Origin of the sequence: Escherichia coli DSM 30083 = JCM 1649 = ATCC 11775 (assembly GCF_003697165.2) — a bacterium.
GTDB classification, from domain to species: domain Bacteria; phylum Pseudomonadota; class Gammaproteobacteria; order Enterobacterales; family Enterobacteriaceae; genus Escherichia; species Escherichia coli.
In genome coordinates, this window is record NZ_CP033092.2 from 2,568,255 (window position 1) to 2,594,506 (window position 26,252).

14 protein-coding genes and 4 pseudogenes are annotated in these 26,252 nt (G+C 48.8%); 8 read left to right on the plus strand and 10 right to left on the minus strand.

From position 1 onward, the window contains the following. Nucleotides 1–115: 115 nt before the first annotated feature. The 4 genes and pseudogenes from EAS44_RS13515 to ydbH form a co-directional block, all read right to left on the minus strand. Nucleotides 116–8,431, minus strand: a complete 8,316-nt coding sequence (locus EAS44_RS13515) for an autotransported outer membrane protein involved in cell adhesion (RefSeq protein ID WP_015952995.1) — start codon at nt 8,429–8,431, stop codon at nt 116–118. 375 nt (nt 8,432–8,806) lie between these two features. Next, on the minus strand, nt 8,807–9,133 hold the full coding sequence (gene ydbL / locus EAS44_RS13520) for a YdbL family protein (RefSeq protein ID WP_001296049.1): 327 nt from the start codon (nt 9,131–9,133) through the stop codon (nt 8,807–8,809). Between the two features lie 7 nt (nt 9,134–9,140). Then, nucleotides 9,141–9,326: a YnbE family lipoprotein gene (gene ynbE / locus EAS44_RS13525; RefSeq protein WP_000698145.1), complete on the minus strand. Its 186-nt coding sequence runs from the start codon at nt 9,324–9,326 to the stop codon at nt 9,141–9,143. Next, nucleotides 9,323–11,961, minus strand: a pseudogene (gene ydbH, locus EAS44_RS13530) (YdbH family protein). The gene ynbE and the pseudogene ydbH overlap by 4 nt, the downstream one beginning before the upstream one ends. Nucleotides 11,962–12,168: 207 nt before the next feature. On the opposite strand from ydbH, the gene ldhA reads away from it, so the two are divergent. Then, nucleotides 12,169–13,158 (plus strand): D-lactate dehydrogenase, encoded by a 990-nt coding sequence (gene ldhA / locus EAS44_RS13535; protein WP_000762229.1) that lies wholly within the window; start codon nt 12,169–12,171, stop codon nt 13,156–13,158. Between the two features lie 110 nt (nt 13,159–13,268). Further along, nucleotides 13,269–13,691: a heat shock protein HslJ gene (gene hslJ, locus EAS44_RS13540; protein WP_001331651.1), complete on the plus strand. Its 423-nt coding sequence runs from the start codon at nt 13,269–13,271 to the stop codon at nt 13,689–13,691. Here hslJ and ydbJ read toward each other — a convergent pair. Then, on the minus strand, nt 13,688–13,954 hold the full coding sequence (gene ydbJ, locus EAS44_RS13545) for a DUF333 domain-containing protein (protein WP_001295715.1): 267 nt from the start codon (nt 13,952–13,954) through the stop codon (nt 13,688–13,690). The genes hslJ and ydbJ overlap by 4 nt on opposite strands. 273 nt (nt 13,955–14,227) lie before the next feature. Between ydbJ and nifJ the strand changes: the two genes are divergently transcribed. The 4 genes and pseudogenes from nifJ (at nt 14,228) to EAS44_RS13565 (ending at nt 20,516) form a co-directional block, all read left to right on the plus strand. Beyond that, nucleotides 14,228–17,752 carry a pyruvate:ferredoxin (flavodoxin) oxidoreductase gene (nifJ, locus tag EAS44_RS13550; protein ID WP_000628251.1) on the plus strand — a complete coding sequence of 1,175 codons (3,525 nt, stop codon included), beginning with the start codon at nt 14,228–14,230 and terminating at the stop codon, nt 17,750–17,752. Nucleotides 17,753–18,117: 365 nt separating this feature from the next. Then, nucleotides 18,118–19,251 (plus strand): porin OmpN, encoded by a 1,134-nt coding sequence (gene ompN, locus EAS44_RS13555; protein WP_000837933.1) that lies wholly within the window; start codon nt 18,118–18,120, stop codon nt 19,249–19,251. 140 nt (nt 19,252–19,391) lie between these two features. Further along, entirely contained in the window at nt 19,392–19,826 is a 435-nt protein-coding gene (gene uspF / locus EAS44_RS13560; RefSeq protein WP_001295593.1) for a universal stress protein UspF, read from the plus strand. 88 nt (nt 19,827–19,914) lie between these two features. Then, nucleotides 19,915–20,516: pseudogene (locus tag EAS44_RS13565) on the plus strand (metal ABC transporter permease). A gap of 1,226 nt (nt 20,517–21,742) precedes the next feature. Here the strand turns inward: EAS44_RS13565 and EAS44_RS13575 are convergent. Beyond that, nucleotides 21,743–21,858: pseudogene (locus EAS44_RS13575) on the minus strand (DUF1627 domain-containing protein); the annotation flags it as partial. Between the two features lie 12 nt (nt 21,859–21,870). On the opposite strand from EAS44_RS13575, the pseudogene EAS44_RS13580 reads away from it, so the two are divergent. Both EAS44_RS13580 and ttcA read left to right on the plus strand, forming a co-directional pair. Next, nucleotides 21,871–22,101 (plus strand): annotated as a pseudogene (locus EAS44_RS13580) (tyrosine-type recombinase/integrase); the annotation flags it as partial. 51 nt (nt 22,102–22,152) lie between these two features. Beyond that, entirely contained in the window at nt 22,153–23,088 is a 936-nt protein-coding gene (gene ttcA, locus EAS44_RS13585; RefSeq protein ID WP_001157413.1) for a tRNA 2-thiocytidine(32) synthetase TtcA, read from the plus strand. Nucleotides 23,089–23,216: 128 nt separating this feature from the next. Here ttcA and dbpA read toward each other — a convergent pair whose 3' ends face one another. From dbpA to ydaN, 4 genes are all read right to left on the minus strand, one after another. Further along, nucleotides 23,217–24,590, minus strand: coding sequence for an ATP-dependent RNA helicase DbpA (dbpA, locus tag EAS44_RS13590; RefSeq protein WP_000123782.1), 1,374 nt, complete (start codon nt 24,588–24,590; stop codon nt 23,217–23,219). A gap of 29 nt (nt 24,591–24,619) precedes the next feature. Next, nucleotides 24,620–24,793, minus strand: coding sequence for a protein YnaL (gene ynaL / locus EAS44_RS25130; protein WP_001296046.1), 174 nt, complete (start codon nt 24,791–24,793; stop codon nt 24,620–24,622). Nucleotides 24,794–25,067: 274 nt separating this feature from the next. Beyond that, on the minus strand, nt 25,068–26,051 hold the full coding sequence (gene zntB, locus EAS44_RS13600; protein WP_000387388.1) for a zinc transporter ZntB: 984 nt from the start codon (nt 26,049–26,051) through the stop codon (nt 25,068–25,070). A gap of 13 nt (nt 26,052–26,064) precedes the next feature. Beyond that, a complete protein-coding gene (ydaN, locus tag EAS44_RS25385) occupies nt 26,065–26,112 on the minus strand; it encodes a protein YnaN (RefSeq protein ID WP_211180494.1) in 48 nt (15 codons plus the stop codon). Nucleotides 26,113–26,252 lie beyond the last annotated feature (140 nt).

The window sequence follows — 26,252 nt, forward strand, 5'->3', positions numbered from 1 at the left end:
TTGCCCTGAAAGACACGAAACCCCAGAAAGGTTAAGACACGTCAAGCACCGCATCCGGCAATAAAAAAACCGCAACCTGTATCAGCGTTGCGGTTTATGTATTACATGCTAAAAATTAGAACGTTTTCTTGAAGTTTAGCATCACACCTTTATCACTGATGCCGTCTTCTTTCCAGTGGAATGCATCTACCTGCAACGCACTTTCCTGGCTGCTGTATTTCACACCCATCGTCGCCAGGCTGTTGAAACCACCGCCACTCTGACCATCGTCAATGTTAAAACGTTGGCTTCCAGCGCCCGAAATACTCGCAGTACGTTGACTTTTCACATAGCTCAGATTCGGCCCACCTTCCAGCGTGGCGTTCGCACTCCAGCCTTCTTTCCCTGCATAGTCCAGTTTCAGCCCAACGATGCTGTCCACCGCCGTTTCGCTGCCGCTGTTCATGCTCAGGTTAAAGTCACCCGCATTGCGTTCCTGATAGCCACCTTCCAGTGTGTGACGCAGTTTAACCCCGGCATATGGAGTGACGTTCAGCCCTTCACGCAGCTCAAAGGTTTTTGCTCCTTCACTACGGAACTCCAGGTACTGTTGTTTCACATTAGCATCAGCGGTTTTGTTGACGTCGCCGTAAGCTATCGAGCGACTGCTGTCGAGCTGGTGCACATCATAACGCAGGGCGTTATTCCAGTTCATACCGTTGTCAAAGGCCATCTGGTGTTTCAGACCGAATAACTGGCTGTAACCGCCTGTCACTCCGTTATCGCCTGCGGTATCTGAACCATTACCCTCCAGACGAGCAATCCCGTATTCCAGACTCAGGTTCTGATGTTCAGTCAGCGTCAGAGATTTACGCAGCGCCATCATGTCGTACTGTGTGTCGTTACCCAGTTCAGCACGCGGGTCGCCTTTCGCTACCACGTTGAAGGCCAGACCGTTTGCAACTTCCGGTGCTGCATCGGACAACATGCTGAAGCGGTTACTTAACACTCGTGCTTCATTAAATACCGTTGTTGCCTGGCTGCCGCTAATTTGTTTCAGCGCACTGTTCAGTTCAGCAGTCGTTCCTACGTTCAGACTAGTGTACAGGTCGTTATTGGTGTAACCCGTATCCAGTACCTGAGCGACATTATTAACTGAAGAATCCGTCACAACATCCGTATAGGCGTTTTTGGTCATCGTGACGTCTACGTTGCCATTAGCATCGGTGTTACCTTGTGCGCTCCACACGACAGAGGTCGATGTAATGGTATCAGCATCCGTAAGATTGTTACCTTGAACCACATTATCGAATGTAACAGAAGTCGCACTTGTTCCTGACGTAAATCCAGTGTTAACGGAAACACCCTTCAGGCTTGCATTGCTCACTTTCAACTTACCTGCGCTGCCATCAGAACTGGTTCCCACAACATAGCCATTTAGGTTGTTCTGGCCTCCATTATCTGAAACATTGTCGGTAGATACGAAAACTGACGAGCCGGGCACATCTGGCAGTGTGTAATTAGCATAATGCACTTCACTATTATTGCCGTTATTGCCATTGACACCTTCAATGTTAACGCTATTACCTTGCTTAATCAGCCCGGACCCCGTCACCCCATCTGCAATGGTTACCGTACCGTTATTCACGAGGTGGCCTACGGAACCTAGCATACTAAACGCAAAGGAATTATTAGCGTATATGTTGATAGTACCATTATTCTCGATCACCGCATCAGCCGTCGCACTGCTATCCAGCTGCATACCTATCATACCGGTATCTGTCGTACCTTGTGCTCCAAGATTAATCGTGCCGTTGTTAATCAACTGTGCATTTTTATTCCCTTCCATCGCAATAGCGTTATTACCGCTAATATTCATGGTGCCATCATTCTGTGCAACATAATTACTGTGGGTGAATTTCACAGCAACGCCGCTGTCTTTATCAAAATTGACTATACCACTATTTTGGTTCCAGAAGTATGCATGGTTGGTACTGGCATCAACACCGCTGGTCGCTAGCGCTTTTGCAGTAACATCAACTGTACCACTATTAATGAACCGTCCATTATTATTCGCGTTCCAGTAATTAATTGCGTTACCGCTATAGTTAGCACCAGAAATTAACATATGACCGGTATTGTAGAACGACCCAGACTGATATAAGTGAATAGCATTTCTGCTGTTATTTAGAATGAAGTCACCGCTGTTGTTAAACACCGCAGTATTATAAATCTCCATCATGCTGGCATTATTGCTATCACTACTACTGCTGGCACCGAGATACCAGGTACCCTCGTTATTGGTGATTGCAGTTTTACTCAGGTTAGCACCGTTTTGCACGACCCCACCTTGCTGGTTATTAAATGTTCCTCCTGTCTGGAACATGCGCGAGTTAACCGTACCGGTGTTCCCGAACGTGCCTGCGTTTAGCGTCACCTTCGCCACAGAGCCTTCGTTACTTAACTCTCCATCATTGATAATGATGGCATTATTAATAGTACCCGTCGATGTATTAACTAATTCACCGCTACTAATCGCAATATCAGCACCGGAAAGCGAACCACTGTTAACAACATTGCCTTCTTTTTTGTCGTTAATCGAGGCTTTTTGGGTCAGATTTTGTGTTTCATTCTGCGCAGTGATTACATCGCCACCCGTGTAAAGTAACGAGGTATAAGAGTCAGTCTCATTATAGTCATTGCCCGTCAGGCAATTAGTGTTAACACAAATCGTTCCATAGTTAAGAATAGTACCGGATCCATCACTATAAAACGCCTGCCCATTGTCAGCATTGATATTAATTACGCCAGACTGTTCATTAATGGCAGTACCACTCTTATAGGCGGCCATACCGATCAGAGAATCTGCTCCCAGACTACTATCGTAGTTAGCGTTTTTCTCCAGATTGATGATACCCTCGTTAATCACGGTATTGCTGGCACCGTAGGCGGCCATACCTATTCCAGCATTATAAACCGTTATTACACCACCCTGTTTATTAACGGCCGTAGCATTTTTTCTTGGCCCACTGTAAGTATTTGTACCTACGGCCATACCAACGCCATAGCTCCTGGCATCATTACCAATATTGCTACGCAAAGTGGTGGTATCATCTGCATCAACCCACAGGGCATCCAGTGTAATTTGCCCAGCGTTTTCTGCTGTACTCTCATCAATAGCCAACATACCAACGTTGCCGCGACCATACATCTCAATGCTGCCACCGCTTTCATTGGACACGTATCCGTGATCAAAGGCATCAAGCCCCATCATACTGTTCGCATCAGAGTAGAAAGTGTTCGCCTCATTCAGACCCAGAGACGCCCCCAAATTAATGACACTTTCTTGTTCCATGACTTTCGCAGTAATCGTACCATTATTAACCGCACTACCGCCTTTAGTCGTGAAATAGCCAACTCCTGCATTTGCTAACAAGCCATAGTTGTACTGAGAAAGCGTAATATTGCCACTGTTACTTCCCGTTGAATTTTCACCAGAAATAGCGGCAAAACCGATATTTCGAGTATCAATATCACCTTTATTGACTAACTCAGCACCAGACTCTACAAAGATCATTTGGGATTCAGATCTCGCATAGTGGTCATAAATATCTACCTGCATGTTAATCGTGGCATCCGCCCCGATCTCAATCATGGCGCTATTCTTCAACCGAATCATCCCTGAATAGGCTAGAGGTAAATCACCATTAATCGTGGAGTCCCCGTTCAGGTAAACAGACGACTTCCCATCAACAGTGATTACTGGTGTTTTGCCATAGCCATTGCGATTTGATGCGACGGTAGAACCATCAGTCAATTGATTTTCTTCACCAACCAGCTGGATACCACCATTCAGATACACGGTATTATCATCACCAGATACGACAAGCCCGGAAATATTCTCCTGGCTTCCATCAAAGTCAGCATAAATACGTGAGGTAAGTTCACTGTCAGCCACCACAGTTAACTTGCCGTCTAGCGATACAGTGTTACTGTTGCCGCTAACGTTCACACCAATAGACGGTTCGTAAAAATAATCTACCGCGTTAGTCGCGGTTTGATCTTTATCTACCAAAATGTTACCAGTGATATCAACGGCATTATTGTCACCAGAGATGTTGACGCCCGTTGCCTTCTGCCCGATAACGTTCAGATCTTTCGCCGCCAACGTCACACTGTTGTTATTACCACTGAGCGCCATGCCTGTTGAAAAGTCACCAACATTCATGCTACCTGCCTGGGAGATGGCCCCCTCGCTGGTCGTGATGCTCATGCCAGTAGCTGAATTATTGACGTCAATATGACCCGTATTGGCAAAGGTCGCTCGATCACCGTTAATCAGCACACCAACCGAATCTTTATCCGTGACAGTTATATTGCCTTTATTGATTACAGTGGCGCTATCACCAGTGATATCAATGCCGTGACCGCCGCCGCTCACATCCAGTAAGCCGTCCTGATTCACCACCGCGTTATTACCCGCGATTTCGGTACCGGTCGAACCCTGACCATCAACGGTGGTATTGCCGCTGTTGTTGGCCGTCGCATCATCACCCGTAATGCGGGTTCCGGTGCCGCCATCAAGGATCGTGCTGTCACCGTCGTTGTTGACAATGGCTTTGTCACCGTTTATCTCGGTGCCCGTGGAATCCTTGCCGTCAACGGTGGTTTTACCGTTATTGTTCACGGTGGCTTCATCACCGTTAACCTGCGTGCCGGTGCCGCCGTTACTGATGGCGTTGTCACCTTCGTTATTGACAACTGCCTTGTCGCCGTCGATCTGAATACCGATGGAATCCGGATCGGTGACGGTCATGCCGCCTTTGTTGTCCACCGTCGCGCTGTCGCCGGTGATATCAATACCGTGACCGCCACCGCTGACATCCAGTGTACCGTCCTGATTCACCACCGCGTTATTACCCGCGATTTCGGTACCGGTCGAGCCCTGTCCGTCAACGGTGGTGCTGCCGTTATTGTTTACGGTGGCTTCATCACCGTTAACCTGCGTGCCGGTGCCGCCGTTGCTGATGGCATTGTCACCGTCGTTGTTCACGACCGCCTTGTCGCCGTCGATCTGAATGCCGATGGAATCCGGATCGGTAACGGTCATACCGCCTTTGTTATCCACCGTTGCGCTGTCGCCGGTGATATCAATCCCGTGACCACCGCCGCTCACATCCAGCTCGCCGTCCTGGTTCACCACCGCGTTATTACCCGCGATTTCAGTTCCGGTCGAACCCTGACCGTCTACGGTGGTATTGCCGCTGTTGTTGGCCGTCGCATCATCACCCGTAATGCGGGTTCCGGTGCCGCCATCAAGGATCGTGCTGTCACCGTCGTTGTTGACGATGGCTTTGTCACCGTTTATCTCGGTGCCCGTGGAATCCTTGCCGTCAACGGTGGTGTTGCCGTTATTGTTCACGGTGGCTTCGTCGCCGTTAACCTGCGTGCCGGTGCCGCCGTTACTGATGGCACTGTCACCGTCGTTGTTCACGACCGCCTTGTCGCCGTCGATCTGAATGCCAATCGAATCCGGATCGGTGACAGTCATTCCACCTTTGTTGTCCACCGTCGCGCTGTCGCCGGTGATATCAATACCGTGACCGCCGCCGCTCACATCCAGCTCGCCGTCCTGGTTCACCACCGCGTTGTTACCCGCGATTTCAGTTCCGGTCGAACCCTGACCGTCTACGGTGGTATTGCCGCTGTTGTTGGCCGTCGCATCATCACCCGTAATGCGGGTTCCGGTGCCGCCATCAAGGATCGTGCTGTCGCCGTCGTTGTTGACGATAGCTTTGTCACCGTTTATCTCGGTGCCCGTGGAATCCTTGCCGTCAACGGTGGTGTTGCCGTTATTGTTCACGGTGGCTTCGTCGCCGTTAACCTGCGTGCCGGTGCCGCCGTTGCTGATGGCGTTGTCACCGTCGTTATTGACAACCGCTTTGTCGCCGTCGATCTGAATACCGATGGAGTCAGGATCGGTGACAGTCATGCCGCCTTTGTTGTCCACCGTTGCGCTGTCGCCGGTGATATCAATACCGTGACCGCCGCCGCTCACATCCAGCTCGCCGTCCTGATTCACCACCGCGTTATTACCCGCGATTTCAGTTCCGGTCGAACCCTGACCGTCTACGGTGGTATTGCCGCTGTTGTTGGCCGTCGCATCATCACCCGTAATGCGGGTTCCGGTGCCGCCATCAAGGATCGTGCTGTCGCCGTCGTTGTTGACGATGGCTTTGTCACCGTTTATCTCGGTGCCCGTGGAATCCTTGCCGTCAACGGTGGTTTTACCGTTATTGTTCACGGTGGCTTCATCACCGTTAACCTGCGTGCCGGTGCCGCCGTTACTGATGGCACTGTCACCGTCGTTGTTCACGACCGCCTTGTCGCCGTCGATCTGAATGCCAATCGAATCCGGATCGGTGACAGTCATTCCACCTTTGTTGTCCACCGTCGCACTGTCGCCGGTGATATCAATACCGTGACCGCCGCCGCTCACATCCAGCTCGCCGTCCTGGTTCACCACCGCGTTGTTACCCGCGATTTCAGTTCCGGTCGAACCCTGACCGTCTACGGTGGTATTGCCGTTATTGTTTACGGTGGCTTCATCACCGTTAATCTGCGTGCCGGTGCCGCCGTTGCTGATGGCACTGCCACCGTCGTTATTGACAACCGCTTTGTCGCCGTCGATCTGAATACCGATGGAGTCCGGATCGGTGACGGTCATACCGCCTTTGTTATCCACCGTTGCGCTGTCGCCGGTGATATCAATACCGTGACCGCCGCCGCTCACATCCAGCTCGCCGTCCTGGTTCACCACCGCGTTGTTACCCGCGATTTCAGTTCCGGTCGAACCCTGACCGTCTACGGTGGTATTGCCACTGTTGTTGGCCGTCGCATCATCACCCGTAATGCGGGTTCCGGTGCCGCCATCAAGGATCGTGCTGTCACCGTCGTTGTTGACGATGGCTTTGTCACCGTTTATCTCGGTGCCCGTGGAATCCTTGCCGTCAACGGTGGTGCTGCCGTTATTGTTCACGGTGGCTTCGTCGCCGTTAACCTGCGTGCCGGTGCCGCCGTTGCTGATGGCATTGTCACCGTCGTTGTTCACGACCGCCTTGTCGCCGTCTATCTGAATACCGATGGAGTCAGGATCGGTGACAGTCATGCCGCCTTTGTTGTCCACCGTCGCGCTGTCGCCGGTGATATCAATACCGTGACCGCCGCCGCTGACATCCAGTGTACCGTCCTGATTCACCACCGCGTTGTTACCCGCGATTTCAGTTCCGGTCGAACCCTGACCGTCTACGGTGGTATTGCCGCTGTTGTTGGCCGTCGCATCATCACCCGTAATGCGGGTTCCGGTGCCGCCATCAAGGATCGTGCTGTCACCGTCGTTGTTGACGATGGCTTTGTCACCGTTTATCTCGGTGCCCGTGGAATCCTTGCCGTCAACGGTGGTGCTGCCGTTATTGTTCACGGTGGCTTCGTCGCCGTTAACCTGCGTGCCGGTGCCACCGTTGCTGATGGCACTGTCACCGTCCTTATTGACAACCGCCTTGTCGCCGTCGATCTGAATACCGATGGAATCCGGATCGGTGACAGTCATGCCGCCTTTGTTGTCCACAGTTGCGCTGTCGCCGGTGATATCAATCCCGTGACCGCCGCCGCTCACATCCAGCTCGCCGTCCTGATTCACCACCGCGTTGTTACCCGCGATTTCAGTTCCGGTGGCGCCTTTGCCGTCGACGATGGTTTTTCCAGTGTTGTTTACTGTGGTATTGTCGCCCGTAATAACGAGCTCACCGTTGTGATTATATTGCCACTTCGTTGCACCATCTGCGCTCATCCCTTCAAGGGCAACCGTGTTATTCGTTTCATCAATCTGCCAAAGATTAATAGTCGCCTTACGCCCATTGCTATCTTGCAGAGAAATAGTCCCATCAGCATTCTCGGTATAACTGAAAACTGAATCGCGAATAGTTAACGTTTTTTCTGTTTTATCGAGGATAACGTCATTATTAAACGCAATCGGTTTGGGAGGCGTCGGGGTATCATCCGGACCATCGTCTGGTATTATCTCATCTCCGCCAGGAGTTGGAGGAACTGGAGTGTCGTCTGAATCATCATCAGGTGGAGTTGGTGGAAGTGGAGAATTATTGCGATGATGATCATCATCGTCGTTTAGTTCCACTATGGCTAAGGTTGTGATTAACGCAGTAGCAGCACCTGTGACAAGCCATGGCATCAGGTTCTGTTCGACTACAGAGGAGCATTCAGAGGGTAAGCGTTTAAGCTCTTCTGGACTGAGTTTTCCAGGATCTGCTGGACAAGTCACATTGGTATTTTTCTTTTCACCTGTGGTGGTTTCTATTTCTGTAATATCTGCCGCCCAACCCTGACCACTCAGAGCTAATGCAATACAGGCCGACAATAGAGTTTTCCTTTGCATAATAAATCCTTCTGGCGAATATAAAGAAGGTCGGATACCCTGACCCGACCAATTGATTATTTAAAACATAGAGGACGTCCAATATTGCCAGTAGATTGTTACCTAATCAAACATATTCTCTGACAATCTGGATTTATAATACAGAGAAATAAATAAACCCGCGAAACATACAAATTATGTATATTATATAAATTATAAATTCAAATGCGTCACATAGATATTTATTTAATGAAAAAAGGGTATAAAATCAATACTCGAATAAATAAATTAGAGCGGAAACATAACTCATCCTTATAATTAAAAGAGAAAAATGTTTCCGGAAAATAGATTAATCGTCTTCTCCTGTAGCGTTATCCCGATATTGCGGTTTTGCTATTAAAATTTTCGCACCCATTTACCGTTTATCCCTTGTACATATTCCCCGGGTTTGGCCCGTTCTACAAGCTTTTGCCCGGCGAGTTTCGCGATATCATCCACCGACACATTATTCTGCTTTGCCAGTTGTTGATAGCTCGCTTTACGTTCGGCATTGATGTCGGTTACTAATTTCTCAGTTTCAGCATCTGTTTTCAGCGCAACCAGATAACCATAAAATGTTTCGCCTACCCGCCCCTGAGTTCTGGCTTCATCCAGAGTCAATGCCATTACATTGCTGCTTACCAAGCCAACAAGAAATGCACAAAGAAGTAATGTTCTTTTCATCATCACCTCAAAAAAGATCGCTACGGGTCTCAAGCAGCTCTTCGACATCTTTGTCTGCCTTGATGATGATCTCATGCTCAATTTTAACGTTCATATTGATAGTGATCGGTTCCTTAGGTGCAGCGACTTCAATGCGAGGCGTACAGCCAACCAGCATAAAAGATGACGTCAACGCAGCCAGTAAAATTTTCATTGTTTATCCTCACACTCTTTTCCTTGCGGACAGTCATTTCCCGGCAGACGCGCGTTCTGCTCCAGCCATGCCTGGAGATTATCGCCAAAGCGTAAACTGCGCCACAGCGTAAAAATATTCTCTTCATGATGGTAATTAAGATTTACCGTACCGCTTTTACCATCAACGCGACTGGTACCTGTAATATTGGCCTGCATGGTTAATAAACCGAGATTATCTAATTAATTTTTGTCGATGAACGGCTAATTTCCATATAGCGCAACCAGTTAATTGCTGAACCCGCGGTCATATTGTCTTTCACCACCGCATCTGCGGTGTCTTTATCCAGCCGCAAGGTCATCGGCCCGCTATTTGCCAGCCAGCCGTCTTTCACTATCCATTTTTCGTTGTTTAGCCATAACGGCAATGCACCACTAAATGCCCCGGACATGGCGAATTGTTTCGGATTGACGGCGCTAACCAGTTCGCTGGAGGAAAGATTATTCAGCCGCAACAGCGCCGGGTCATGTTGCGGCATACGTAATTGTTTCATCAGCACGTTACCGCCTAACACATCGACGCTAACATCAGTCAACAGCAATGGTTCTTCTTCAGTCCACGGATAACGACCTTGCAAATCAGCCGTAATATTTTTCGCTGTCACCAGATTAATCACTTCGGCAATTCGCAACGTAACGGGACCGCGAGTCCCCAGATGCCAGGCTCCATCGGCAAAACGGAAAGGCAGGACAAAATCGACACCGTTAACCTGATTATCTGGCATCCAGGCACTACCGCCTTTCAATACGCCGTGCCCCCCCGCGCGGAATCCTTGTTCAGGCGCAGCTGAAAATGCAACCTGAGCATACAGTTCACCATCGCGTAAGTTCATCTTCCAGTCGGGTGGCACCAGCGGCTGGAATACAGTCAGTGATTGTTTAGGCCACCAGGCGTTACCGCGCAGACGAATACCGTCCCAGCGACCATTTACCCGAACCGGGCCAATCTCACCAGCATGTAAATCGCCTTTAAAGAGGAAATACGTCGGATCACGCCCATCGACACTAAATTTTAAGGTTGATGGCGGTAACACACTGCCGCCAGTGAACAGCGTTTGCCCGGCGTCCAGTGACAGAGCGCCGCTGAAGGAGGGATGCTGTGCGTCACGTCCCCAGACGACGGGCTTGTCGAGAATTAATCGCGGCTTTTCTACCGTCATCGTACCGTATTGTAACTGGTCGAAACCGGTGGAGAGATCGGTCAGCGTAATCGTGCTGTCATGCCACTCACCTTTTCCTGCGACATCCCAGGTGGCATTCATCGGTGTAAAACTCCCTTTTCCCCAGTAGCGCCACTGCCAGCGGCCAGCGTCAGGGAGAAAATCATTCGCCAGCCCATCCATATGCAGCACGAAATCGCCCAGTTCATTTTCATGCGCCTGCAAAATGGCCTGCAAACGTCCGTCAACACCACGTTGGGTGACTTTTACACCCGCTAAAGGCCAGCGGATTTCATCGATGTCCAGCGAATCAATGACTCTTCCCTTTGAACGAAGTAACGCGCCAGGCTCAAAGGTCAGCGTTGGGTCAGACAGACTTCCACTTAGCTGCGCAGGTAAACGGGCATATAAAATGAGGTCCGCCTGTTTCGCTTCACCGGTCAGCTGCAGAGGCAGCTGGCTGTTATCCATGCTTAATTTTCCTGGGCCAAAATTTAACACCGCGTTGCCTTTACCCGCTTGCCCCTGGGTCAGCACACTCAGTCGCCCGCTGACCAGAGCGTTCTCGAGCCCTGCCTGCCAGTTGTCGACTTTAACACCCAGTCGGCCACTTAAAGGAAAACCTGCATACGGCCAGCTCCAGCGACCATCGCTTACGGTCAATTGTTGACGAGTAATTTGCCACGGCAAATCGAGCAACGGATCGCCGTTATCCCGTGCCAGCACAATCAATTGCCCGCTATTTTCCTGCCAGTCCAGCTCGGCATCCACCAGTGAAGGCTCCTGCGGTAAGTTTAACGTCGCAGTAGCATGACCACTTACCGGAAGTCCATCCGGCACGAGCGGCATAGTAAATTCCCCCACCAGTTTTACCGGCGGCTGATTTTCAAACGCGGCGACATCCAGTTCGCTGACTGTAAGTTGTTGCCCTTTCAGCTGGCCTTGAAATTTAACTTTTTCGCCCTGATAACACAGTTGCTGGATATCGGAGGTTAATGCGAGAGAGAGTTTTCCCTGCCATTCCTGCCAGGGAGAAAAAATCAGTTTATCGATATTGATCCAGGTGTTAGGCAGCATGGACTGCCACTGCGCGAGGGTTTTTGGAGCGGCTGGCGATTGCTCCGTCTGCGGCAATTTCGCCAGACAAGCAGAATCAAGTTCTACCGTGCCGACGCTCAATAACCAGCGACTGGGATGTGAAAGGCTGGCGTTGGTGATATGCGCAAGCTGACAATCTCCCACCAGATAACGGAGATCGGGGATGATTAAACCTTTACGCGTAATGCGTGGGCTTTCATCTAATGCAATACGTGTCCCGAGCGGTAGCCAGATGCCCGCCAGCGTGGGAACCCACAGCCCGAGCGTCATCAGCAGCGTTAACGGCACAAGAATAATCAGTAATAACAGCGCGAGAACGGCTTTATATTTACCCAGCATGGGTAGTTAATATCCTGATTTAGCGAAAAATTAAGCATTCAATACGGGTATTGTGGCATGTTTAACCGTTCAGTTGAAGGTTGCGCCTACACTAAGCATAGTTGTTGATGAATTTTTCAATATCGCCATATCTTTCAATTATATTTGAAATTTTGTAAAATATTTTTAGTAGCTTAAATGTGATTCAACATCACTGGAGAAAGTCTTATGAAACTCGCCGTTTATAGCACAAAACAGTACGACAAGAAGTACCTGCAACAGGTGAACGAGTCCTTTGGCTTTGAGCTGGAATTTTTTGACTTTCTGCTGACGGAAAAAACCGCTAAAACTGCCAATGGCTGCGAAGCGGTATGTATTTTCGTAAACGATGACGGCAGCCGCCCGGTGCTGGAAGAGCTGAAAAAGCACGGCGTTAAATATATCGCCTTGCGCTGTGCCGGTTTCAATAACGTCGACCTTGACGCGGCAAAAGAACTGGGGCTCAAAGTAGTCCGTGTTCCAGCCTATGATCCAGAGGCCGTTGCTGAACACGCCATCGGTATGATGATGACGCTGAACCGCCGTATTCACCGCGCGTATCAGCGTACCCGTGACGCTAACTTCTCTCTGGAAGGTCTGACCGGCTTTACTATGTATGGCAAAACGGCAGGCGTTATCGGTACCGGTAAAATCGGTGTGGCGATGCTGCGCATTCTGAAAGGTTTTGGTATGCGTCTGCTGGCGTTCGATCCGTATCCAAGTGCGGCGGCGCTGGAACTCGGTGTGGAGTATGTCGATCTGCCAACCCTGTTCTCTGAATCAGACGTTATCTCTCTGCACTGCCCGCTGACACCGGAAAACTACCATCTGTTGAACGAAGCCGCCTTCGATCAGATGAAAAATGGCGTGATGATCGTCAATACCAGTCGCGGTGCATTGATTGATTCTCAGGCGGCAATTGAAGCGCTGAAAAATCAGAAAATTGGTTCGTTGGGTATGGACGTGTATGAGAACGAACGCGATCTGTTCTTTGAAGATAAATCCAACGACGTGATCCAGGATGACGTATTCCGTCGCTTGTCTGCCTGCCACAACGTGCTGTTTACCGGGCACCAGGCATTCCTGACAGCAGAAGCTCTGACCAGTATTTCTCAGACTACGCTGCAAAACTTAAGCAATCTGGAAAAAGGCGAAACCTGCCCGAACGAACTGGTTTAATCTTGCCGCTCCCCTGCATTCCAGGGGAGCTTATTCAGATAATCCCCAAAGACCTTTCATCCTCTATTCTTAAAATAGTCCTGAATCAGAAACAGTAATTGAGAACCACAATGAAGAAAGTAGCCGCGCTTGTTGCGCTAAGCCTGCTGATGGCGGGATGTGTAAGTAGTGACAAAATTGCTGTAACGCCAGAACAGCTACAGCATCATCGCTTTGTGCTGGAAAGCGTAAACGGTAAGCCCGTGACCAGCGATAAAAATCCGCCAGAAATCAGCTTTGGTGAAAAGATGATGATTTCCGGCAGCATGTGTAACCGCTTTAGCGGTGAAGGCAAACTGTCTAATGGTGAACTGACCGCCAAAGGGCTGGCAATGACCCGTATGATGTGCGTTAACCCGCAGCTTAATGAACTCGATAACACCATTAGCGAAATGCTGAAAGAAGGTGCACAAGTGGATCTGACCGCGAACCAGTTAACGCTGGCGACCGCGAAACAGACATTAACTTATAAGCTGGCGGATTTAATGAATTAATAGCTGCCACAGCTCCCGGCGGCAAGTGACTGTTCGCTACAGCGTTTGCCGTTGGGTAATGCACACATCCCAATCGCCGTACCATCCAGTTGGCGGGCAACAGAAAGCGAACCGCCGATCATTGCACAATTTGCTTCTCCACTACTGGACATCGACGCTTTTAAACCTGGCGCTACGTGCGCCGCAGTCGCCTGCTGAACAGGTTCACTACTACACGCCGACAACAATAAAGCGGCACACCCTACCCAAAACGCTGCTCGCATCTTTTCTTCCTCTGATCTTCAAGCCAAACGACACCGCCATAAATAATAGGCAGCACAGAGGGCGGCGTCGAGAGCTGTCCTGCGCGTTGCCCCGCATTTTTACTTTTTTATGGCTATTTTTTTGCCCTCTGTTTGATCAAAACATTCATTACGCTGATGTGGGGGACACAAAAGCGAAAATGCAGAAGAAGGCCATTTGCTAAAATTGAACGATTACTACTGGGCGCGCAGCAATTTCGTGCGCCCCTCATTTGCGCAATGTAAGGGTGTCATATGATTACTATTGACGGTAATGGCGCGGTTGCTTCGGTGGCGTTTCGCACCAGTGAAGTTATCGCCATCTACCCTATTACCCCCAGTTCCACGATGGCAGAACAGGCTGATGCATGGGCCGGAAACGGCTTGAAAAACGTTTGGGGAGACACACCACGCGTGGTTGAAATGCAGTCGGAAGCGGGTGCTATCGCTACCGTGCATGGTGCTTTGCAAACTGGTGCCCTCTCAACATCGTTTACGTCATCGCAGGGTTTGCTGCTGATGATCCCAACGCTGTACAAACTGGCAGGCGAACTGACGCCGTTTGTCCTGCATGTTGCGGCACGTACCGTTGCCACACATGCACTCTCTATTTTTGGCGATCATTCCGACGTTATGGCGGTGCGCCAGACGGGTTGCGCGATGTTGTGTGCAGCAAGCGTCCAGGAAGCGCAAGACTTTGCTCTCATTTCGCACATCGCGACGCTGAAAAGCCGCGTGCCATTTATTCATTTCTTTGATGGTTTCCGCACATCTCACGAAATCAATAAAATTGTCCCGCTGGCCGATGACACGATTCTTGAACTGATGCCGCAGGCAGAAATTGATGCTCATCGCGCCCGGGCACTCAACCCGGAACATCCGGTGATCCGCGGTACGTCCGCCAATCCTGACACTTATTTCCAGTCTCGCGAAGCCACCAACCCATGGTACAACGCGGTCTATGACCATGTTGAACAGGCGATGAATGATTTCGCTGCCGCGACAGGTCGTCATTATCAGCCGTTTGAGTATTACGGGCATCCGCAAGCGGAACGGGTGATTATCCTGATGGGCTCAGCCATTGGCACATGTGAAGAAGTGGTTGATGAATTGCTGACCCGTGGCGAAAAAGTCGGCGTGCTGAAAGTTCGCCTGTACCGCCCCTTCTCCGCCAAACACTTGCTGCAAGCTCTGCCGGGATCCGTGCGCAACGTAGCGGTACTGGACAGAACCAAAGAACCCGGTGCCCAGGCAGAACCGCTCTATCTGGATGTGATGACCGCACTGGCAGAAGCCTTTAATAATGGCGAGCGTGAAACCCTGCCCCGTGTCATTGGTGGGCGCTATGGTCTTTCATCCAAAGAATTTGGCCCGGACTGTGTACTGGCGGTATTTGCCGAGCTCAACGCGGCTAAACCGAAAGCGCGCTTTACGGTTGGTATTTACGATGATGTAACCAATCTGTCACTGCCGTTGCCGGAAAACACCCTACCAAACTCGGCGAAACTGGAAGCCTTGTTTTATGGCCTTGGTAGTGATGGCAGCGTTTCCGCGACCAAAAACAATATCAAGATTATCGGAAATTCCACGCCGTGGTACGCACAGGGCTATTTTGTTTACGACTCCAAAAAGGCGGGCGGCCTGACGGTTTCTCACCTTCGCGTGAGCGAACAGCCGATTCGTTCCGCTTATCTCATTTCCCAGGCTGATTTTGTTGGCTGCCACCAGTTGCAGTTTATCGATAAATATCAGATGGCTGAGCGTTTAAAACCTGGCGGCATTTTCCTGCTCAACACGCCGTACAGCGCAGCTGAAGTGTGGTCGCGCTTGCCGCAGGAAGTTCAGGCCGTGCTAAACCAGAAAAAAGCGCGCTTCTATGTGATTAACGCGGCGAAAATCGCCCGCGAATGTGGCCTGGCGGCCCGTATTAATACCGTCATGCAGATGGCTTTTTTCCATCTGACGCAGATTCTGCCTGGCGATAGCGCCCTGGCAGAATTGCAGGGTGCGATTGCCAAAAGTTACAGTAGCAAAGGCCAGGATCTGGTGGAACGCAACTGGCAGGCTCTGGCGCTGGCACGTGAATCCGTAGAAGAAGTTCCACTGCAGCCAGTTAATCCGCATAGCGCCAATCGACCGCCAGTGGTTTCCGATGCCGCTCCTGATTTCGTGAAAACCGTAACCGCTGCGATGCTCGCCGGGCTTGGCGACGCCCTCCCCGTTTCGGCGCTGCCGCCAGACGGCACCTGGCCGATGGGCACCACGCGCTGGGAAAAACGCAATATCGCCGAAGAGATCCCCATCTGGAAAGAGGAACTCTGTACCCAATGTAACCACTGTGTCGCCGCTTGCCCACACTCAGCTATTCGCGCAAAAGTGGTACCGCCTGAAGCGATGGAAAACGCCCCTGCCAGCCTGCATTCGCTGGATGTGAAATCGCGTGATATGCGCGGGCAGAAATATGTCTTGCAGGTGGCTCCGGAAGATTGCACCGGTTGTAACCTGTGCGTCGAAGTTTGCCCGGCGAAAGACCGTCAGAATCCAGAGATTAAAGCCATCAATATGATGTCGCGCCTGGAACATGTCGAAGAAGAGAAAATCAATTACGATTTCTTCCTCAACCTGCCAGAAATCGACCGTAGCAAACTGGAACGTATTGATATTCGTACATCGCAGCTGATTACACCGCTGTTTGAATATTCCGGTGCTTGCTCCGGTTGTGGCGAGACGCCGTATATTAAATTGCTGACTCAGCTCTATGGCGACCGGATGTTGATCGCTAATGCCACTGGCTGTTCTTCAATATACGGCGGTAACCTGCCTTCAACACCATATACCACCGATGCCAATGGTCGTGGACCGGCATGGGCGAACTCGCTGTTTGAAGATAACGCCGAATTTGGCCTTGGTTTCCGCCTGACGGTCGATCAACACCGTGTCCGCGTGCTGCGTCTGCTCGATCAATTTGCCGATAAAATCCCGACGGAATTACTGACTGCGTTGAAATCAGACGCCACGCCAGAGGTTCGTCGTGCACAGGTTGCAGCTTTACGCCAGCAACTCAACGATGTTGCCGAAGCACATGAACTGCTGCGTGACGCAGATGCACTGGTGGAAAAATCAATCTGGCTGATTGGTGGCGATGGCTGGGCTTACGATATCGGCTTTGGCGGTCTGGATCATGTATTGAGTTTGACGGAAAACGTCAACATTCTGGTGCTGGATACGCAATGCTATTCCAACACCGGTGGTCAGGCATCGAAAGCGACACCGCTGGGTGCAGTAACTAAGTTTGGCGAGCATGGCAAACGTAAAGCGCGTAAAGATCTTGGCGTCAGTATGATGATGTACGGTCATGTTTATGTGGCGCAGATTTCTCTCGGCGCGCAGTTGAACCAGACGGTGAAAGCGATTCAGGAAGCGGAAGCGTATCCGGGGCCATCGCTGATCATCGCTTATAGCCCATGTGAAGAGCATGGTTACGATCTGGCACTCAGCCACGATCAGATGCGCCAACTCACTGCTACCGGCTTCTGGCCGTTATATCGCTTCGATCCTCGTCGTGCCGATGAAGGCAAACTGCCGCTGGCGCTGGATTCACGCCCGCCGTCAGAAGCACTGGAAGAAACGTTACTTCACGAGCAGCGTTTCCGTCGTCTGAATTCGCAGCAGCCAGAAGTGGCAGAACAGTTATGGAAAGATGCTGCAGCTGATTTGCAAAAACGCTATGACTTCCTGGCACAAATGGCCGGAAAAGCGGAAAAAAGCAACACCGATTAAATGCTCTGGATAAGGATTATCCAATTCTAAAAAAAAGCCCGGACGACTGTTCGGGCTTGTCTTCTTATGTGTTGGAAAATCAGTAGCAATGCAATGGCCCAACAGAAAATAAAATCTGTGACAATAAAGGCATATAACCCGCGCAGAATAACGTATAGAAAATTAAAAGTATAATTTTTATTTTGTATGTGTTATTTCCAATACATTCACCAGACTTATTATCATTTCTGAAGAATTATTTAATTAAGGTTTTACTTAAGGCGTAACAAATGATATTTATCGGCTAACTGAACTTCTCCTTTAGGATGTTTTCACTCCCCAAAATGGGGATGAAAGGCAAATAAAATAACTAAAGGATTTATTCAATGAAAAGCAAAGTACTGGCACTCTTAATTCCTGCCCTGCTCGCTGCAGGTGCTGCACATGCAGCCGAAGTTTATAATAAAGACGGCAACAAATTAGATCTGTATGGCAAAGTTGATGGCCTGCATTATTTTTCTGATAATTCAGCGAAAGATGGCGACCAGAGCTATGCTCGTCTGGGTTTTAAAGGCGAAACCCAAATTAACGATCAACTCACTGGCTACGGTCAATGGGAATACAATATTCAGGCAAACAACACCGAATCTTCAACAAACCAGTCATGGACCCGTCTGGCATTTGCCGGACTGAAATTTGCAGATTACGGTTCTTTCGATTACGGACGTAATTATGGCGTAATGTACGACATCGAAGGCTGGACTGATATGCTACCTGAATTTGGCGGTGACTCTTATACCAATGCAGACAACTTTATGACTGGTCGTGCCAATGGCGTCGCGACTTATCGTAATACTGATTTCTTCGGTCTGGTAAATGGTCTGAACTTCGCGGTGCAGTATCAAGGTAACAACGAAGGTGCCAGTAATGGTCAGGAAGGCACCAACAACGGACGTGATGTTCGCCATGAAAACGGTGACGGCTGGGGTCTTTCCACAACATATGATTTAGGCATGGGCTTTAGCGCTGGTGCGGCATACACCTCTTCTGACCGCACCAATGACCAGGTTAACCATACTGCGGCGGGTGGTGATAAAGCAGACGCGTGGACTGCTGGGCTAAAATACGATGCTAACAATATTTACCTGGCAACCATGTATTCAGAAACGCGTAATATGACCCCGTTTGGCGACAGCGATTATGCTGTTGCAAACAAAACCCAGAACTTTGAAGTCACTGCACAGTACCAGTTTGATTTTGGTCTGCGTCCGGCAGTCTCTTTCCTGATGTCTAAAGGCCGTGACCTGCACGCTGCCGGTGGTGCAGACAACCCAGCAGGTGTTGATGATAAAGATCTGGTTAAATACGCCGATGTTGGCGCGACTTACTATTTCAACAAAAATATGTCCACCTACGTTGACTATAAAATCAACCTGTTGGATGAAGATGACAGCTTCTACGCTGCCAATGGCATCTCTACCGATGATATCGTCGCTTTAGGTCTGGTTTATCAGTTCTAAATCCCCCTGCCCGCTGTTTTGGCGGGCTTTTTCTGCCTATTCATCCTCCTTTGATCTAAATTAAAAATGTGAACTCCGTCATTACACAAAAAGTGTCATCTGGCGTTACACTTTATGCGGATACTAAAACAGGAGGTTTTATGAACAGAACGATTCTTGTCCCTATCGATATTTCCGATTCAGAATTAACTCAACGCGTGATTAGCCACGTTGAGGCAGAGGCAAAGATTGATGATGCAGAGGTTCATTTCCTGACGGTAATACCTTCGCTGCCCTACTATGCCTCTCTGGGTTTAGCGTATTCCGCAGAATTACCGGCAATGGATGACCTGAAAGCGGAAGCCAAATCGCAACTGGAAGAGATCATTAAAAAATTTAAACTGCCAACCGACAGAGTGCATGTCCATGTTGAGGAAGGCTCGCCCAAAGACCGCATTCTGGAATTGGCGAAGAAGATCCCCGCTCATATGATCATCATTGCTTCCCATCGACCGGATATCACCACTTATCTGCTCGGTTCTAACGCCGCAGCTGTAGTGCGTCACGCAGAGTGCTCCGTGCTGGTTGTGCGCTGACACTAACGCCCGCACATTGCTGCGGGCTTTTTGATTTATTTCGCAAATGTGCTGACATTTTCCCCTCTAATCATTACAATTTAAATTTATGAATTATGCATTGATAATCGCTATTATAATATCGTTCCCCTGTGCATTATTATCAGTTTTTCTGGTATTAAAAGACTGGGCGCTAATAGGAGATGCAATGAACCACGCAATGTTTCCTGGCATAGTTCTATGCCTGGATTATAGGTATGCCGCTGGGAATTGGTGCATTTATTGTAGGACTGTTTTGTGCAATTGCAACTGGCTATCTGAAAGATAATAGCATCATAAAGAAAGATACCATTATAGGTATCGTTTTTTCAGGAATTTTTGTCTTGACTATCAACAGGCACAAGTCAGCGGATTACAGATATCATTATTACATTACGGTTTACTCTGCATGGTATCGCCTACCATTTTTGCCACATTAAAAGCAGTCGGAATTATTCTGTCTATATACTATTAATAGCTCCAGGGTCTATTGCTGTCCTCATCACGCATCGCTTTCATAAGGCATTACTTATCGCCGTAACGATATCAATAACAATATCAGGTGTATGGTTATTATATTTTCTCGACAGAGCCCCAGCGCCGACAATCGTCCTCTTATTTGCTGTAGCATTTCTTTTCGCGCTTATAATAATCAATTTTCGAAAACAATAATCTCAACAGTAGAATAAAGAGGCAAATCAATCATTACATATATAAGATGGTGCTAATATTGCACCGCCTTTAAATTGAACTTTATCCTTTCACCCTTACACAATTTAAGGAATGCAGATGACTATTTTATCAGCACCCAGCCTTTTTCCTGGTAATCGAAAACTTGAAAATCATTAACTCTAAGAAATTCTGCCAAATCGTTGAAATTACTTTAAATTAGACTCGAAAAAATCAATCCCTGATGGGGCTTTTACTTATCAATTTAATCGTGTAGATATCGACCTCCATCTGCCCGCCTCAGATTCGTACCTGGTGGAGGTCTTTTTTCGTTACCTCTTCCCCCCTTTAGTTCAGTATAAAATCATCAAACTAATGCTGTTCACACTATTTACCTCCAGCATTCTATATAAATAATAGAAATAAAAACCCCAATACATAGTGCATTGGCATGACCAAACATCAATGCCATTATACTCGCCTCTGTTAAATACTCGCTAGTTAATATGATAGGCACGCATGATATAACAATCCATATGCTAATACATAAATACATCAGTATTTTTCTCATAGTCAGTCCCTGTGATTAACAATCAAGGCATAGTTAAGCATATTTCACATTCAAACGTAAACATTATTAATAACATTATGTCAATCGAACTGACATCACGATTCAAGCCCTCTTCAGACTGAAGGTTAGAGCAGCGTAGAACATTTCAAAACAATACACTAAAAAAATACCTGAACAAAAAACTTAATTCTTTTTTATTGTGAACTTTAGTAATTTTGTCATGCAACTCTTTATTACATTTAGGCCTATCTTATTTCATGGCAACGCAGATACAGGACCATTTCTTGTGCTATGGATAAGTAATAAGCTAGTTACATCTTATTAAGAGAACCATTTTCACATATCAAGATATCATCACCACCCACAATGAATTAAGTATTTTTCTTATTCTTTAGATTAGATACGTAATGAATCCCTAACTCCATTCGGGTGTCATGGCTCTTTCATTTGAAACACATTCATGTCTAATGTAATATTTCCATGCGCAAATATAACCACCAACCATACTCATCATTTATTACAGAGAATTATTTTATTCACCGAAAAGTTTCACAAAATATCCCCTGATAGAAAACTAAAAAACACTGCATAATATCGCTATTCTGGCACTCGCGAAAAATTATATTCTGCACCTGTTGTAGCGTTCTATTTCTCCGCCTGGCAACGAATGCACAATGTCCGCCACAGTTTCTGTTCTAATTTCTTCCTGTGTTACCGCATCCTGTACGGGTAGCGCAACACCAGCATGCTAAGCAAGGCTTTCCCATCAGATTTCACTACGACTATTTGGGAGCGAGATGGAATGCAGCAGTAAAACGTGCTGGTATTCGCCGCCGTAATCCGTACCATACGCGACATACTTTTGCCTGCTGGCTGTTGACGGCAGGAGCGAACCCGGCATTTATAGCCAGCCAGATGGGGCATGAAACTGCGCAGATGGTGTATGAAATTTACGGTATGTGGATTGATGACATGAACGACGAACAGGTAGCCATGTTGAATGCGCGGTTATCGTAGTTGCAAAGTTTGCCCTCAATATGCCCCATTTAGTACCAGAGAACTGAAATAATGCAAGAAAATCAACAAATTACAAAGAAAGAACAATACAACCTGAACAAATTACAAAAACGTCTGCGTCGTAACGTGGGCGAAGCCATTGCTGACTTCAATATGATTGAAGAAGGCGATCGCATCATGGTTTGCCTCTCCGGGGGTAAAGACAGCTATACCATGCTGGAGATTCTGCGCAATTTGCAGCAAAGCGCGCCAATCAATTTTTCGCTGGTGGCTGTTAACCTCGATCAAAAGCAACCGGGCTTCCCGGAACACGTTCTGCCCGAGTATCTTGAAACGCTGGGCGTTGAGTACAAGATTGTTGAAGAGAACACTTACGGTATCGTGAAAGAGAAGATTCCGGAGGGCAAAACCACTTGCTCACTGTGTTCTCGTCTTCGTCGCGGTATCCTTTATCGCACCGCAACGGAACTGGGGGCGACGAAGATCGCGCTGGGTCACCATCGTGACGATATCCTGCAAACGCTGTTCTTAAATATGTTCTACGGTGGCAAGATGAAAGGTATGCCTCCGAAACTGATGAGCGATGATGGCAAACATATCGTGATTCGTCCGCTGGCCTACTGCCGCGAGAAAGATATTCAGCGCTTTGCCGATGCAAAAGCGTTCCCGATTATTCCGTGCAACCTGTGCGGTTCACAGCCTAACCTGCAACGTCAGGTGATTGCTGACATGTTGCGTGACTGGGATAAACGTTATCCGGGGCGTATCGAGACGATGTTCAGCGCGATGCAGAATGTGGTGCCGTCACATCTGTGCGATACCAACCTGTTCGATTTTAAAGGCATTACTCACGGTTCTGAAGTGGTTAACGGGGGTGATCTGGCGTTTGATCGCGAAGAGATCCCACTACAACCGTCGGGCTGGCAGCCTGAAGAAGATGAAAATCAGTTGGATGAGTTACGGCTGAATGTGGTTGAAGTGAAATAACCAGGATAGCGCCCGATGCGCAAGCGTATCGGGCTACTCTTATGGAGGCCGGATAAGACGCGGCCAGCGTCGCATCCGGCAATCCCGAAGAAGATGTTTACTCTTGCACCCTGCGATTCAACATTTCATTATTTTAATAACCGCACCCGGCACGTTTTTCCTTTAATCTTCCCGCCCTGTAGCTGTTTCCATGCTTTATGAGCAACAGCCTGACGCACCGCGACATAAACATGCGCCGGATGCACGGCGATTTTGCCAATATCTGCGCCATCAAGCCCGATGTCTCCTGTCAGCGCACCTAATACATCACCCGGGCGCATTTTGGCTTTTTTCCCGCCATCGATACACAACGTTGCCATTTCTGCTTCCAGCGGCACAATGGAACTATTCGCTGGCAGCGTTTGCCAGTTAAGTTTTATCTGCAACATGTCAGAAATGATATTGGCCCGCTGTGCTTCTTCCGGGGCACAGAAACTGATCGCCAGACCGCTATTTCCTGCACGAGCTGTACGACCGATGCGATGTACATGAACTTCAGGGTCCCACGCCAGCTCAAAGTTCACCACCAGCTCAAGCGATTTTATATCCAGACCACGCGCAGCAACATCAGTCGCGACCAGTACACGGGCGCTACCGTTAGCAAAACGTACCAGGGTCTGATCGCGATCGCGTTGCTCCAGATCGCCGTGTAACGACAATGCACTTTGCCCTACTTCATTCAGCACGTCGCAGACAGACTGGCAATCTTTTTTGGTATTGCAAAACACCACGCAAGAGGATGGCTGATGCAAGCTTAATAACCGTTGCAACAGAGGAATTTTGCCTTTGCTGGATGTCTCATAAAATTGTTGTTCAATAGGTGGCAGAGCATCTGTTGAGTCAATTTCAATCGCTAAAGGATCGCGTTGCACTCTTCCGCTGATTGCGGCGATGGCCTCCGGCCAGGTTGCCGAAAACAGAAGCGTCTGCCGAGATGCTGGCGCAAAACGGATGACATCATCAATGGCGTCGCTAAATCCCATATCCAGCATGCGGTCGGCCTCATCCATCACCAGCGTATTCAACGCATCCAGTGATACAGTGCCTTTTTGCAGGTGATCCAGCAAACGGCCCGGCGTTGCCACGATAATATGCGGCGCATGTTGCAACGAATCACGCTGCATACCGAACGGTTGACCACCGCACAACGTCAAAATTTTGGTATTTGGCAGAAAACGCGCCAGCCGACGCAATTCACCTGCCACCTGATCCGCCAGTTCACGCGTAGGACACAGCACTAAAGCCTGGGTTTGAAATAGCGACGCATCAATTTGCTGTAACAAGCCGAGGCCAAAAGCCGCCGTTTTGCCGCTGCCGGTTTTCGCCTGCACGCGAACATCTTTTCCGGCAAGGATCGCCGGAAGCGCGGCGTCCTGCACCGGCGTCATGGTTAAATAACCCAACTCATTAAGGTTTGTGAGTTGGGCGGGAGGCAAAACATTCAGGGTAGAAAAAGCGGTCACAATCTATTCTCGTGGTCATCGACGCAAAGTCAGCAGGCGCGTATCCTCGCAGATCTACGCTCACGATGCGACAATTTAATCGGTTCTTCATCGGGTGGTGGGTCAGGCATGGGTTGCGGGCGAGGGATCGGATCGGGTACTGGAACAGGATCGCCAGGAATCGGTTCAGGGACAGGAATTTGCAAATAAATAAGTGTCGTCATATTTCCCTCCGGTCATTGGGTGGACTCTTAAAGGGTAGACGCTGATAAATAACAGGCAAAAAAAAGCCGACTCATCAAAGTCGGCGTCGTACGAATCAATTGTGCTATGCAGTAATTCAAAAAAGGAAGTAAGACAATATGGAGCGCAACGCCCATCGCTTGACGTTGCATTCACCTGCAAGAGAGATATTGCCCTGAATGGGTAGAGAGTTTATTGACTTCGCTCAAACTTTACGGCGTTTTTGTATACAGATAGCCGGAAAAATTGCTTTTGTTACAACCATTTACTACGATGCAACCATAAAGCAACACCACCAATAAGAACAACTAACAGAATACAAAAAATTGAAAATCCAAATTGCCATCCGCCGCCAGGGATCCCACCAAGGTTGACGCCAAATAACCCTGTCAGAAACGTACTGGGTAAAAAGACCATTGCCATCAACGACATTGTATAGGTACGACGAGCTAAATTTTCCTGCATCACCTGAGCGATTTCATCCGCCATCACGCCAGTCCGTGCTATACAGGCGTCGATTTCGTCAAGACCGCGCCCAAGGCGATCGGCAATATCCTGCATCCGACGGCGTTGGTCATCGCTCATCCACGGCAAACGTTCACTGGCAAGACGAGCATAAACATCACGTTGCGGTGCCATATAGCGACGCATCACAATTAATTGTTTGCGCAGCAGAGCCAGGAATCCACGCGGTGGAATTTGCTGATCGAGAAGATTATCTTCGAGGTCGATAATTTTATCGTGCAGCTGCTCGATAAATTCGCTGGAATGATCGGTCAACGCATCGCACACATCAACCAGCCATCCCCCGCAATCGGTCGGACCAGTGCCCTCTTCAAGATCGCTCACCACATCGTCCAGCGCCAGCACTTTGCGTTGTCGGGTCGAAACAATTAACCGCCCGTCCATATATACACGCATGGCGACCAGTTGATCGGGGCGTTCATCGGTGCTGCCGTTTATACAGCGCAATGTAATCAGCGTGCCTTCACCGAGACGACTGACTCGGGGCCGTGTGCTCTCGCCCGCCAGCGCATCACGTACGTTATTGGGAAGCAGCGGTGTTGTCGCCAGCCATTGGGCGCTATCATGGTGTACATAATTAAGGTGGAGCCAGCAGGGATGCGCTTCATCAATCACATCTGTATTTTCCAGCGGTTTAACGCCGCCTCTACCATCCAGCATCCATGCAAATACTGCATCCGGGACATTAACGTCCGATCCCTTAATCGCTTCCACAGTGCCTCCATCATCAACGCATTATTTTGTAGTCTAGCCTTCTGGCCCTGTTACGCAACATCTCATCACCCCATTACCCTGAAATGATTAATAAAATTCTGTCTAAATTGAATACAAAAAGCAAAATGCTTTTCCGTATACAAACCGTGTGAAGTGTTAAATAGCGTCTATCATTATCAGAATTATCTGATCATATGACGT